Raw genomic sequence first — 12796 nt, 5'->3', positions numbered from 1 at the left:
CCCCCTACCGGCCCACGTGCTCGGCCACGAACGCGGCCAGCTCGCCCGGCGTCATCGCGCCCACCGCGGCGCCCACGTCGGCCAGCCGCTGCGCGGTGGCCCGGTCGTACGCCGGGTCGGCCTCCTCGTCCAGCGCGGCGAGCGCCAGCACGTGCGTGCCCTGCTCCACCAGCTGCTGCACCGACCGGACCAGACGTCCGGCGTTCCCGCCCTCGTAGAAGTCGGACACCAGCGCGACGATGGCCCGGCGCGGGTTCTCCACGAGCTGCGCGCCGTACGCGACCGCGCGGGCGATGTCGGTGCCGCCGCCGAGCTGCACCTTCATCAGCAGCTCCACCGGGTCGTCCACGTCGGAGGTCAGGTCGACCACGTCGGTGTCGAACGCGACCAGGTGGGTGCGCACGCCCGGCAGCCCCCACAGGCAGGCGGCGGTCACCGCGGCGTGGATCACCGAGCCGAGCATCGAACCGGACTGGTCCACCAGCAGGATCACCTGCCAGCGGTCCAGGTGGCGGCGGGTACGGGAGAAGAAGTGCGGCTGCCGTACGTGCAGCCGGCGCTCGTCCGGCCGCCAGTGCGCCAGGTTCGCCCGGATGGTGCGCCGGACGTCGAAGTTGCGGGCCTGCCGGAACCGGCTGGGTCGTCGCGCCCGGGGCCCGGAGAACGACTGCCGTACCTCGGCGGCCAGCCGCTCGACCCGTTGCCGCACCACCGCCTCGACCAGCTTGCGGGCCAGGCGCAGCACCTCCGGGTCCATCAGGTGCTTGGTGCGCAGCACCGCGCGCAGCAGCGCCGGGTTCGGCTCGACCCGGGCCAGCACCGCCGGGTCGGTGACGACCTCGTGGATGCCGTACCGCTCGACCGCGTCGCGTTCCAGCCGCTGCACCGTCTCCTTCGGGAACAGCCGGGTGATCCCGTCCAGCCAGTCCACAGTGGTCAGCGCGGACGGGCCGGACCCGCCGCGCCGCACGTCGCGGCGGCCGAGGTCGGCGTCGCGGCCGTAGAGCCAGTCCAGCGCCGCGTCCCGGCCGGCCGCCTCCGCCGACAGACCGCCCAGGCTGTCCTGCGCGGCGTCGCCGAGCACCAGCCGCCAGCGTTCCCGCATCGGGTCCGTCACGCCCGCTCCCCCTCCCACAGCCCTTCCCGGGCCAGCACCGCGTCGACCCGCTCCTCCACCGCGCGGGCGGCGGCCACCAGCAGCGGGTCGGCGTCCAGCCGCAGCAGGCCACCGGGCGGCGCGTCGCCGCCGTGCAGCGCCTGCACGTGCCGGGCCACCTCCGCCCGCTCCCGCGGCGGGAACCAGCCGAACGCCTGCCGCAGCGCGGGCAACGCCACCAGGAAGTCGTGCGCGCCCATCCCGGCCAGCAGCTCGTCGACGACCGTGAGCAGCGCGGCGTCGCCCGCCACCACCTCCTCGCGGGCCAGCGCGAACAACCCGGACAGCCAGTCACCGAGCGTGTCCGGCGCGGCCACGGCCCGGACCGCGCGGGCGGCGTCCGGCACGTCGCCCAGCGACCAGGCCAGGCCCAGCGCCGCGCCGCGCAGGTCCGGCGGGGCCGCCGCGTCGGCGGCGACCCGCCCGGCCACCGCGAGCGCGCCGTCGCGGTCGAGCCCGAGCGCGGGACCGGCGTGGCGGATCGCGTCCCGGACCGCGACGAGCGCGGCCAGCCGTCCCGGGTCGGCCGGCGCGGCCGTGGCCCGTACGCCCTCGACGAGCCAGAGCGCCCGGCGTACGGCGGCGGTGATCAGCGCGCCCAGCGGTGCGGTTCCGGCGCTGCCGAGGAGCCGGTCGTGCCGCCACAGCGCCAGCGCGACGGCGAGCGCCCGGCCCAGCGCCCGCAGGTCGGTGACGGTGCCGGTGGCGCGGGTGATCGCGGTGAGCGTGCGGGTGGAGTGCTCGGTCAGCCCGGCCAGCGCGGTGTCGAACAGCGTCGTGGCGAGCGCGTCGACGTCGGCGCCGAGCAGCGTCATCCGCTCCTCGATCCGGGCGGTGACCGCGTCGGTGACGGTCGGCCCGTACCCACCGGCCTCGATCACCCGGGCGAGCCGGTCCGCCGACGGCGCGGGCGTCCAGCGTTCGGTGAGCAGCGCGTCCGCGCCCACCCGGGGGCCGCTCTCGCGGCTGTGACCGGGTACGTCGAGCAGCCGCAGCCGGTGCAGCAGGCGGCTGCGGGCCAGGTCGCCGGAGACTGTCAGGTCCAGCTCGACCGTCTCCTGCGGATCGATCCGGTGCCGTGCCAGCTCGGCGTCGACGTCGTGCACGAGCGGCGGAAGTGGCGTGTCCGGGTGCAGGCGGCCGACCTGGTCGCCGCTGAGCGCTGCGACCATCTCCACCACCACCGGGTGCGCGCCGGGCGCGAGGGTGCCCCGGGTCGCCCACGGCAGCGGCTGGTCGAGCGCGTCGGTGACCAGCGCGGACACCAGAGCGTCGAGCACGTCGACCCGGCCCGGGTGGGCGTGGCCGCGCAGCCGGGCCAGGCCGCCGGCCATGGTCCGGGCGGCGATCAGGTCGGCGGTGGAGACGGGCTGCCGCCGGGCACGCAGCCGGGCCGCCACCGCCTCGGTGAGCGCCTCCGCGGCCCGGCGCGGGCCGTCCTCCCAGACCCGCTGGTAGTACGCCGGGGACGGCATCCCGGACTGGTAGCCGACGAACGCGTCGAGGCGCCGGAACGAGTACGGCACGAGGTAGCTGCCCGCCACCGCGTCCGGAGCCGGGGCGGGCACCTCCGGCCAGTCCTCGTCCTCCGGTCCGTCGTCCCCCGCCCCGGCGGTGAGCCGGACCAGGGCGGGACGGTGGAAGCCACCGGTCACCACCAGCACCGGGCGGCCGGCGGCCCGGCGGCGGGCGGCGCGTACCCAGCGGGCCATGTACGCCTCCCGGGCCGTGTCGTCCGCCCCGGCCGCCGACTCGCCGCGCAGCACGTCGAAGTACGTGTCGAGGCGCTCGGCCAGCCCGTCGTCCGGGCCGATCTCGAACAGGTGGTCCCAGAGCGCGTCCACGTTGTCCACGGCGAGGGTGGCGCAGAGCCGGCGTACCGCCTCGGCGTACCGCTGGTCGGCGTCGGCGTACCGGTTGGCGCGGCCGGACAGCGCGGGATGCCACGCGGGCAGGTCGATGAAGCGCAGCTGCGCGCCCACCTCACGTCCGGCGGTCAGCGCCACCCACTCCGGCGAGTACGCGCAGAACGGGCTCCAGGAGGCGTGCCGCCGGTTGCCGTCGCGGTGCGCGGTGAACACGGCGATCGGCAGCTCGTGGTCTCCCAGCAACTCGTCCATCCGCCCGTTCAGGTCCGCCGGCCCCTCCACCAGCACGTACGCCGGGCGCAGCCGCGCCACCGTGGCCGCGACCAGCCGGGCGCAGGCCGGGCTGTGGTGCCGGACGCCGAGGAAGGTGACGCCGCCGGGCGCCTCGACGGTGCTCACCCGGGCAGCAGGTGCCGGGCGTCGTGCACCGCCCGCCACTGCGCGCCGGAGCGGCGGGACACCTGCTGTTCCAGGTAGCGACGCAGCCGGGCCAGGTCCTCCGCGTCGTCCTTCGCGGCGGTGCCGGCCAGGCAGGCGACCAGGTCGGCGGCGTCGCCGGGCTCGCCGCGCAGGAACCAGCCGCGCAGCCCGACCGCGTGCGCCACCGACACCGCCTCGGCGGTGCTCATCACCGCCGACAGCCGCTCCATCGCGTCGCCACGTTCGGTGATCCCGGTCCGCAGCTCCCGGAACGTGGTGACCAGCACCTCCAGCAGGTCCCGGCGGGGCGGCGCGGTCACACCGGAGCGGCGCAGCAACTCGCCCGCCTCGGCCTCCACCAGTTCCAGCTCGGTGCCGAGGTCGGGGATCGGGAAGACGGTCTCGAAGTTGAACCGCCGCTTCAGCGCGGCGCTCATCTCGTTGACGCCCCGGTCCCGGGTGTTCGCGGTGGCGATCACGTTGAAGCCCTCGCGGGCGAACACCATGGCGTCGGCGCCGGGCAGCTCCGGAATGGCGAGCACGCGGTCCGACAGCGGGGAGAGCAGGCAGTCCTGCACCTCCAGCGGGCAGCGGGTGATCTCCTCGAAGCGGACCACCCGCCCCTCGGCCATGCCGCGCAGCAGCGGCGCCGGCACCAGCGCGCGCGGCGACGGGCCGTCGGCGACCAGCAGAGCGTAGTTCCACGAGTAGCGGATCTGGTCCTCGGTGGTGGCCGCGCCGCCCTGGATGGTCAGCGTGGAGTCGCCGCTGACCGCGGCCGCGAGCAGCTCCGACAGCAGCGACTTGGCGGTGCCGGGCTCGCCGACGAGCATCAGCCCGCGGCTGGTCGCCAGCGCCACCAGCGCCCTGTCGATCAGCGACGGGTCGCCGACGAACTTGCGCCGGATCCCGGCCGCCGGGTCACCGAGGATGAACCGGCGCGCGGCGCGCAGGCTCAGCCGCCAGCCCGGCGGGCGCGGGTCACTGTCGTTCGCGGCCAGCGCGGTCAGCTCGTCGGCGTACCGCACCTCGGCCGGAGGCCGCTGCGCTCGCTCGACGGCCGGGGGCCGCTGGGCCCGCTCGGCGGTCGGGTCGAGCGCGGTCACCGGGTCACCTCCGCCAGGTCGCGCAGCACCTCGGAGACGGTGACGTCGTCCAGGTCGCCGAGGCGGACCTTGCCGTCGCGCTGGAACCAGCCGCCGTACGGCACGTCGTTGACCCAGATCGCCTCGATCTTCTGGTCGGGGAACATGTCGACGATCCCGACCGCGATGCCGGGGTCGAGGTCGATCACCACCGCCCCGCCGCCGGGGACCTCGCGTTCCAGCCAGCTCTGGATGCCGGCGTCCTGCGGGTCGCCGCGCCGCCAGCCTCGCCGCTCCAGGCTGAGCAGCCGCCCGGCCGGGACCGTGACGCCCGCGTGCCGCCGCAGCAGCTTCTCCGCGCGCTCGGCCTCGTCCAGCCGGTGCACGTCGCGGCCGAGCTGCGGGAACGGCTGGAGGATCTCGTAGTCGGCGAAGACCTCCGCCCAGGCCGGCACCGCCGTGCCGAGGCGCAGCGGGTGCGCGATGGTGACGGTGGCGTCATCCGGCAGCGCGTACGTCTCGTCGTCGGCGTCGGCGAGCGTGCGGTCCTCGGCGACCCGGAACGCGGTGACCACCTGACCGGCGTCGTCCACAGTGGCCCAGACCAGCCGGCGCACGACGTGCCACAGCAGCGGGTGGGACAGGAAGTAGCGGCGGAAGTCCGTGGCCGGCCAGCGCCGCCCGGTCACCATGGCCGTCTCGAAGCGGCGGATCTGATCGGCGGCGAGCGTGCGCACGTCCTTCTTCAGGCCGGCGAAACGCTTGTGCGCGGCGGGCGCGAGCGTGGCGTCGTCCCGGGCGCCGGGCTTGGGCAGGTCCTTGCGGCGGGCGCCGGCGCCGTCCACCACGTACGGCTTGAGCTGCTCGTCGAAGCCGACGGTGAACCGGCGCGGCCCGTAGTCGAGGACCAGACTGCCGTCGGCGTCCAGCCCGAGGTCGGGCACCAGCCGGTCGCCGAGCTGCTCGGGCGTCAGCCCCAGCCCGTCGGCGACCTCGGTGACCTTGCGGGCCGCCTGCTCCCGCAGGCCGCGGAACTTCACCTTCTGCGAGATGCCGTACAGGTGCATCAGCGCCACGTCGGTGCCGATCTGCGCCAGCACCTCCAGGCCGGTCACCGCCCGGGCGTGCTGGCTCTCACCCGGCCAGGCCCGGACCAGCGGCGCGAGCCGCCGCGCGGTCGAGTCGTCGCCGAGCAGCCCCAGCGCGGTGAACGCCCAGCCGTCCCTCGACGGCGCGCCGGCGGCCTGCCAGCTCTCGAACAGCGCCCAGCCGAACTCCGCCAGGGAGTCGCTGTCGCACGCCGCGCGGACGATCTCCACCCCCGGGTACGGCTCGCCGGGCGCGGAGATGGCGAGCATCGTGCAGAGGTGGCGTACCGCCTCGGCGGGCAGCGCCGCCGAACGGTCCCGCAGCAGCACCTGCGGCAGCACCGCCGGGTCCAGCCACGCCGGCAGGCTCGGCATCCGGGCCGGGAGCTGCGCCAGCGGGTCCGCGTCGAGCATCGCCGTGGCGGCGGCGAGCGCCTCCTCGCCGTGCTCGCGGGCCACGCCGAGGAGCGTGTCGCGGTGTTCGGCGGCGACCAGGCGCAGCGCCCGCTCGGCGGCCCGGCGGCGCGGGCCGGGCGCGCCCAGGGCAGCCGGCAGCAGCGCCCGCACGGCGTACTCCGGGTGCCGCCGCAGCCAGGCCCGGGCGACCGGGCGGGCCGTCTTGAGCCGGTCGAGCCAGTCGGCCATCAGGTCGGCGACCTCGCCGTCGGCGTACGGCAGCAGCACCTCGCCGACACTCTTCGGCGCGGTACGGGCCAGGTGCAGCGCGGTGGGCAGCGCGTCCAGCTCGTAGCGCCCGGCGAGGCGGGACATCCACTCGTCGGCGCCCCAGGACTCGGTGGGCCGCCAGGCCGGCAGCAGCGGCCGGGCCAGTTCCTCGGTGGCCCGGACGAAGAAGTGGATCGCCGCTGACGATCCGGCTCGCCCGGCGGCGACCTCGGCGGCCAGCACGGTCAGGTCGTCACCCCGCCACCAGCCGGACCAGCGGGGCACCACCGCGGCCCACCGCTCCCGCTCGCCCGGCAGCCAGGCCGTGGCGGACCCGGCGGGACGGGCCAGCCCGTCCACCACCGGCGGGGCGGAACGTGGGCGGCGGACCGACCAGGGCGGGGACACCAGCACCGGTGGCAGCCGGTCCGGCCCGGCGGCCGGCAGCGCGGAGGCGTCGTCGTGGATCCGCTCGATCCGCTCCCGCTGTGCCGGGGCCAGCGTCGGCAGCGCCGCCTCGACAGCGGCCGGGTTGGCCAGCACGTGGGCGCGCAGCAACGTGGCTGCCTCCCGCGCAGCCGGGCTGCGCCCCTCGGCGGCGGCGGACAGCAGGCGCACGCCGCGCACCGGGAAGCGGCGCAGCATCTCCGTCACCGCGGGCGGCACGTACCTACGGTCCAGCCGGTCGAGCAGCGCCGCCATCGGCTCGTCGCCGGGCAGGGCCGCCAGCAGCGACGCCAGCCGCTGCCGCGCGTCCGCGCCGGCGTGCTCGTGGTCGAACCATTCGGTCAGCAGCGGCGCGATCGGCGACCCGACCGCCGCGGTGGCGGTGACGATCGGCGCCTGGTCGTACATCAGCCGGTAGACCGCCAGGTGCCCGCTGAGGGCGTGGATCGCGTCCACCTCGTCGACCGCGCCCAGCAGCAGCTCGGCGAGCAGCGGGCCCCCGTCGCGCGCCACGTCGGCGGCGTCCCGGGCCACCCACTCCCGCTCGGTCGGCAGCAGGAACGAGGTGACCACCCGCGTCGCCAACGGCCCGGACCGGTACGGGACCAGCGCGGCGCGGGCCGCGGCGTAGTCGTCGTCGCCGGCCGCCGCGAGATGGGCGCGGACCCGGCGCAGCACGGACTGGCGCAGCCGCCAGTGGCCGTAGTTCTGCGACTTCTCCGCCCTGATGCGGTTCAGCGGCAGCGGGGACATCGACCCGGCGGCAGCCACGGTGATCTGCTCGGTCGCGGCGACGGCCGCACCGGCCGGACCGAGATCGGCGACCAGCAGGTCGCCGAGGGCCAGCCCTTGCTGGTCGCGCCCGTGATAGCCGAGCGCCATGGCCACCGCCGCCACCAGCGCGGCACCGCCCAGCGGACCGGGCTCGCCGTCGAGGTAGCCGCGCAGCGCCGGACCCAGCTCCGGGTCGGTGGTGGCCCGGGCGATGGCGGCGACCTGGTCGGCCACCGAGTCCAGCACCTTCCGCCCGGCGGCCCGCCCCTTCGCGGCGCTGGGCAGGGCCGGGCCCGGTGCGCCGCCCCGGCGCGGGGCCAGCATCCGTCGCCAGCCGGCCGGGACCTCGAACGCGTCCTCGTCCGGCAGGTCGCCGGCGGGCGACGCGGCCGACGGCGTCCCGGCCCGGTCGCTGCCGGCCGAACCAGCGCCAGCCGGATCGGCGACGGTCGCCTCCGGTTCGTGGCTCGGTCCGGCCGGCCCGACGGCCGGCGCGCCGGTGTGCCCGGCGGAGGGCGCGGCGGTCGCCTCGGCGTACCCCTTGCGCAGTTTCTCCGCGATCAGCCGGTCGGCGTGCGCGGTGGCCTCGGCCGGCGAACCCAGCTCCTTGACCTGGGTGCGGCCCTGCGAGCCGAGGGATCCATAGCGGACCGTCACCGTCGCGTCGCGCTGCCCGACCTCCCAGAACTTGGCCGAACCGCCGCCCACGAACTCGAATCTGCGCACACCGTCTCCTTGATCGCCCGCAGTGTGCGGGGACCATAACCGGCGGCACCGACAGCGTGAGAACCGCTCAGGTGATCAGCAGCGCCCCGACGACGATCAGCGGCACCGAGACGAACAGGAAGATGCCGACGCCGGTGAGCACCAGCGCGGCGCCGCCGTCCTCCCGCTCCGGCGCGAGGCCGAACGCCGACCGGGCCGGCAGCATGCCGATGCGGCTCAACGTGAGGTCACCGGTCATCCCGATCACGGCGCCGACAATCATGAACGCGACGCCGAGCCGGTGCGTGAAGTCGCCGCCGCCGACGGCCACCCAGATGCCGACCGCCGCCGCGATCACCAGGACCGCGATCAGGAAGAGCACCAGCGCCTCCCGCAGCCCCCGCACCACAGTCGCCATGTGCGCCTCCCTCGTACCCGGGCCGTCCGTCCCGCGTCGTGGGACATTGTGCCGGGTCGATGCACGGCCGCGCAGTCCCGCGCCGGGCCGGGCCGGCACGGTTATCCCCGGTCGGGCCCGGGTACCGGGAGCCGCATGGCGGAGTTGGCATCGCTCTGGATCGTCCGGCACGGCGAGAGCACGGCGAACGTCGCGGCCACGGCGGCCGAGACGTCCGGCGCCGAGCTGATCGACCTCAGCCACCGGGACGCGGACGTGCCGCTGTCGCCCACCGGCGAGGAGCAGGCGCGGGCGACCGGCCGGTGGCTGGCCGGGCTGCCGGGCTCGCGGCGCCCGGACGTGGCGGTGGTGTCGCCGTACCTGCGGGCGGTGCGCACGGCCGAGCTGGCGCTGCACGGCACCGGGATCCCGGCGAGCGTCGACGAGCGGCTGCGCGACCGGGAGCTGGGCGTCCTCGACGGGCTCACCGGCCACGGCGTGAACCGGCGCTACCCGGAGGAGGCGCGGCGGCGTACCCGGCTCGGCAAGTTCTACTACCGCCCGCCCGGCGGCGAGTCCTGGACCGACGTGGCGCTGCGGCTGCGGGCGCTGCTCGGCGACCTGCGCCGCGACCACGAGGGGGGCCGGGTGCTGCTGTTCGGCCACGACGCGCTGGTCTTCCTGCTGCGCTACCTGGTGGAGGGGCTCACCGAGGCCGAGCTGATGGCGCTGACCCGCGAGCACGTGATCGCCAACTGCTCGGTCACCGGCTGGCACGCCGACGACACCGGCCGGCTCGTGCCGGACGTGTTCAACGACGTCGCCCACCTGCACCGGCAGGGGGCGACGCCCACCAGGGAGGACGAGGTCAATGCCGAGCCGGTCTGACGTGATCACCCCCGCGCTGCTGCGGGACTGGGCGCTGCCGGTGCCCACCGGCGGCAAGGAGGCGCGCGGCACCGTGCTGGTGGTCGGCGGCTCCCGGTTCACCCCCGGCGCGGTGCTGCTCGCCGGGGTGGCCGCGCTGCGCGCCGGGGCCGGCGTGCTCCAGCTCGCCGCGGCCGAGTCGACGGCGGCGTCGCTGAGCATCCAGGTGCCGGAGGCGCTCGTGGTCGGCCTGCCGGAGACCGGTGACGGCGCGGTCCGCGGCGACCCGGGCGACCTGCTCCACGGCCTGGTCGCCGAGGCCGACGTGGTGGCGGTCGGACCCGGCCTGACCGACATCGAGACCACCGGGGAGCTGCTGCGCCTGGTCCTGGACGCGGCCGGCCGGGAGACCGCGCTGGTGCTCGACGCGTACGCGCTGGGCGCGCTCAGCCACGCGCCGGAGCTGCTGGCCGGGTCCGGCCGCAAGGCGGTGCTCACTCCCAACCTGACCGAGGCGAAGCACCTGCTGGGCCGCGATCCGGGCGACGACCTGGACGCCGAGGCGGTGGAACTGGCCGGCCGGTACGACGCTGCCGTCTCGCTGTACGGGCACATCGCGACGCCGGACGGCCGGGCCTGGCGGGAGGAGAGCGGGGACGCCGGGCTGGGCACCTCGGGCAGCGGCGACGTGCGCTCCGGGCTGCTCGCGGGTCTGCTCTCCCGGGGCGCCGACCCGGCGCAGGCCGCCTGCTGGGCGGCGTTCGCGCACGCGGTGAGCGGGCAGCGGCTGGTCCCCCGGTACGGGCGGATCGGCTTCCTCGCCCGGGAGCTGCTCGACGAGATTCCGTACACGATCGCCACGGTCTGACGATCCACAGCTCGGCGGGGTGAGGCGTGTAACACCCCGCCGTCGGTGGGCGCTGTTGCGGCGAGGCGTGCAGCCTGCGCGTCTCCACCGGGCCGTACCCCCGTCCAGGGAGCGGCCCGGCCGCACCAACCCCCTGGGAGTCTGTGTGAACAATCTCCGTCGCAAGACACTCGCCGCCGCGTCCGCCGTGACGCTCGGCGCCGGTCTCGCCCTGATCGGCGTCCCGGCGCCGGTGGCGGCCGCCGGACCGGAGACGTCGTACCTGGTCCTCGCCCCGCAGGGCAACGGCACCGCCAAGGCCGCCGCGCGGGTGGCCGCCGCCGACGGCGCTGTCGTGGCCGCGTACGACAAGATCGGCGTGCTCGTCGCGCGCTCCTCCGCCCCGGACTTCGCCACCCGCGTGGCCGGTGCCGGCGTCGAGTCGGTCGCCTCCACCGCCGGTCTGGGCACCGCCCTCGACGAGGGCGAGACGGTCGAGGTCCCGGCCGCCGACGTGGTCCGCGCCGCGGGCGACCCGACCGCCGAGCCGCTGTACGGCCAGCAGTGGGACATGGACATGATCCGCGTCCCGCAGGCGCACGCGGTGACCGGCGGCAGCCCGTCGGTCGTGGTGGGCGTGCTGGACAGCGGCATCTCCAGCAGCCACCCGGACCTGGCGACCCAGATCGCCAAGGACAAGAGCACGTCCTGCATCGGCGGCGTCACCGACACCGCCGAGCCGGCGTGGAACCCGACCACCAGCGACCACGGCACCCACGTGGCGGGCACCATCGCCGCCGCGGTCAACGGCGTCGGCGTCACCGGCGTCGCCCCGGGCGTCAAGGTCGCCGCCGTCAAGGTGGTCAACGACGACGGCTACATCTTCCCGGAGGCCGCGGTCTGCGGGTTCATGTGGGCCGCCGAGCACGGCTTCCAGCTCACCAACAACAGCTACTACATCGACCCGTGGCAGCTGAACTGCCGCAACGACGCCCGCCAGCGTCCGGTGTGGCAGGCCGTGCAGCGGGCGCTGCGCTACTCGCAGTCGCAGGGCGTGCTGCACGTGGCGTCGGCCGGCAACGCGAACTTCGACCTGGCCCACAAGATCACCGACACCGGCAGCCCGAACAACGGCACGCCGGAGGAGCGCGCGAACCTCACCAACGCCTGCCTGGTCCTCCCGGCCGAGGCGCCGGGCGTGGTGACCGTCGCCGCCGTCGGCCCGACCGGTGACAAGAGCTACTACTCCTCGTACGGCCAGGGCGTGATCGACGTGACCGCACCCGGTGGCGACACCCGGTTCCGGACCCAGGGCGCGCGCTCGACGTCCACCGACGGCATCCTGTCCACCACCTTCAACACCGCCACCCGTACCAACGGGTGGGGCTACAAGCAGGGCACCTCGATGTCCGGCCCGCACGCCGCGGGCGTCGCGGCGCTGGCGCTGTCCGCGCACCCGGGCATGACGCCGGGCCAGCTCTCCTCGTTCCTGGAGCGCACGGCGGTGGCGAAGTCCTGCCCGGCGGGCGTGTACAACCCGGTGCCGCTGATCCCGGCGGGCCCGAACGCGTACGACGCGACCTGCTCCGGCGGGAAGCGCAACGGGTTCTACGGCGCCGGTGTCGTGGACGCGTACAACGCGGTGAAGTAACCCGTACCCGCGTGGACCGGGCCCGGCGAACGCGCCGGGCCCGGTCTGTTTGTCCTGGTCGGGCCCCGGGTAGGGGGGCAGCGTCAGCCGACTATAGGAGGTAACCGGTGTCCACCGACGCGATCGTCCTGCTCAAGGAGGACCACAAGGAGATCCGCCGCCTGTTCAAGGCCTTCCAGGAGGCCGAGGAGGGACCGGCGAGCAAGCGCGGGAAGATCGTCGAGCAGATCCTCGAGGCGCTGACGGTGCACACCTACCTGGAGAACGAGGTGATGTACCCGGAGGTCCGCAAGCTGGTGCCCGACGTCGAGGACGACATCCTGGAGTCGTACGAGGAGCACCACGTCGCGGACGTGCTCTGCTTCGAGCTGTTCACCATGGACGCCGACGACGAGCGGTTCGCCGCCAAGACGACGGTGCTGATCGAGAACGTGCTGCACCACGTCGAGGAGGAGGAGCAGGAGTGGTTCCCGAAGGTCCGGGAGGCGCTCGGCCGTAACCAGCTCCAGGAGATCGGCCAGCGGATGCTCGACCTGCGCCCGAAGGCCCCGAAGACGCCGACCGCGCCGAAGGCGCTGAAGAAGTCCCTCGATGCCGTGGTCGCCTGACACCGGCCGCGACGCGAGCGGGACCGCCCCGAGGCAGAGGGGCGGTCCCGCTCGCGTCGCGGGGTTCAGTCGCCGGGACCGGCGGCCCAACCCCGCAGGTCCGGGCCGGGCCGGTAGGATCGGCACGGGCCGTGACTGGCGCGTGGAGATGGAGCACCATCGGGGAGCGGCCTCGTCATGAGGACGCATGCCGAGCGCCTGGGCCTTCCGCACGTCA

The 12796-nt window shown here is 75.6% G+C and carries 9 protein-coding genes and 1 riboswitch; of the genes, 4 read left to right on the top strand and 5 right to left on the bottom strand.

The features are described from left to right. Positions 1 to 4: 4 nt before the first annotated feature. The 5 genes from BAW75_RS03655 to BAW75_RS03635 all read right to left on the bottom strand — a co-directional run bounded on the left by BAW75_RS03655 (position 5) and on the right by BAW75_RS03635 (position 8627). Positions 5 to 1117 carry a VWA domain-containing protein gene (locus BAW75_RS03655; RefSeq protein WP_104112627.1) on the bottom strand — a complete coding sequence of 371 codons (1113 nt, stop codon included), beginning with the start codon at positions 1115 to 1117 and terminating at the stop codon, positions 5 to 7. Next, the gene (locus BAW75_RS03650) at positions 1114 to 3423 is read right to left on the bottom strand and encodes a DUF5682 family protein (protein ID WP_104112626.1); all 2310 of its coding nucleotides are present in this window, start codon (positions 3421 to 3423) and stop codon (positions 1114 to 1116) included. Before BAW75_RS03650 ends, BAW75_RS03655 begins: the two co-directional genes overlap by 4 nt. After that, on the bottom strand, positions 3420 to 4550 hold the full coding sequence (locus BAW75_RS03645) for an ATP-binding protein (protein ID WP_104112625.1): 1131 nt from the start codon (positions 4548 to 4550) through the stop codon (positions 3420 to 3422). The genes BAW75_RS03650 and BAW75_RS03645 overlap by 4 nt, the downstream gene beginning before the upstream one ends. Next, the gene (locus BAW75_RS03640) at positions 4547 to 8230 is read right to left on the bottom strand and encodes a DUF4132 domain-containing protein (RefSeq protein ID WP_104112624.1); all 3684 of its coding nucleotides are present in this window, start codon (positions 8228 to 8230) and stop codon (positions 4547 to 4549) included. The genes BAW75_RS03645 and BAW75_RS03640 overlap by 4 nt, the downstream gene beginning before the upstream one ends. A gap of 67 nt (positions 8231 to 8297) precedes the next feature. Beyond that, positions 8298 to 8627 (bottom strand): hypothetical protein, encoded by a 330-nt coding sequence (locus BAW75_RS03635; protein WP_104112623.1) that lies wholly within the window; start codon positions 8625 to 8627, stop codon positions 8298 to 8300. Between the two features lie 135 nt (positions 8628 to 8762). On the opposite strand from BAW75_RS03635, the gene BAW75_RS03630 reads away from it, so the two are divergent. The 4 genes from BAW75_RS03630 to BAW75_RS03615 all read left to right on the top strand — a co-directional run bounded on the left by BAW75_RS03630 (position 8763) and on the right by BAW75_RS03615 (position 12579). Continuing rightward, positions 8763 to 9494 carry a histidine phosphatase family protein gene (locus BAW75_RS03630; protein ID WP_104112622.1) on the top strand — a complete coding sequence of 244 codons (732 nt, stop codon included), beginning with the start codon at positions 8763 to 8765 and terminating at the stop codon, positions 9492 to 9494. Beyond that, a complete protein-coding gene (locus BAW75_RS03625) occupies positions 9478 to 10341 on the top strand; it encodes an NAD(P)H-hydrate dehydratase (RefSeq protein WP_104112621.1) in 864 nt (287 codons plus the stop codon). The genes BAW75_RS03630 and BAW75_RS03625 overlap by 17 nt, the downstream gene beginning before the upstream one ends. A 145-nt stretch (positions 10342 to 10486) precedes the next feature. Further along, positions 10487 to 11971, top strand: a complete 1485-nt coding sequence (locus tag BAW75_RS03620) for a S8 family peptidase (RefSeq protein ID WP_104112620.1) — start codon at positions 10487 to 10489, stop codon at positions 11969 to 11971. Between the two features lie 107 nt (positions 11972 to 12078). After that, entirely contained in the window at positions 12079 to 12579 is a 501-nt protein-coding gene (locus BAW75_RS03615; protein WP_104112619.1) for a hemerythrin domain-containing protein, read from the top strand. A gap of 121 nt (positions 12580 to 12700) precedes the next feature. Next, positions 12701 to 12790: riboswitch (ZMP/ZTP riboswitch) on the top strand. The last annotated feature ends 6 nt before the right edge of the window (positions 12791 to 12796 follow it).

It is taken from the genome of Micromonospora chalcea (assembly GCF_002926165.1).
In the GTDB taxonomy this organism is placed as follows: domain Bacteria; phylum Actinomycetota; class Actinomycetes; order Mycobacteriales; family Micromonosporaceae; genus Micromonospora; species Micromonospora chalcea.
This window is presented reverse-complemented; position numbering and strand designations above follow the sequence as displayed.

Coding starts and splice junctions, on each gene's coding strand:
- BAW75_RS03635 (WP_104112623.1), bottom strand. CDS start 8,627: ATGGCGACTGTGGTGCGGGGGCTGCGGGAGGCGCTGGTGCTCTTCCTG.
- BAW75_RS03630 (WP_104112622.1), top strand. CDS start 8,763: ATGGCGGAGTTGGCATCGCTCTGGATCGTCCGGCACGGCGAGAGCACG.
- BAW75_RS03625 (WP_104112621.1), top strand. CDS start 9,478: ATGCCGAGCCGGTCTGACGTGATCACCCCCGCGCTGCTGCGGGACTGG.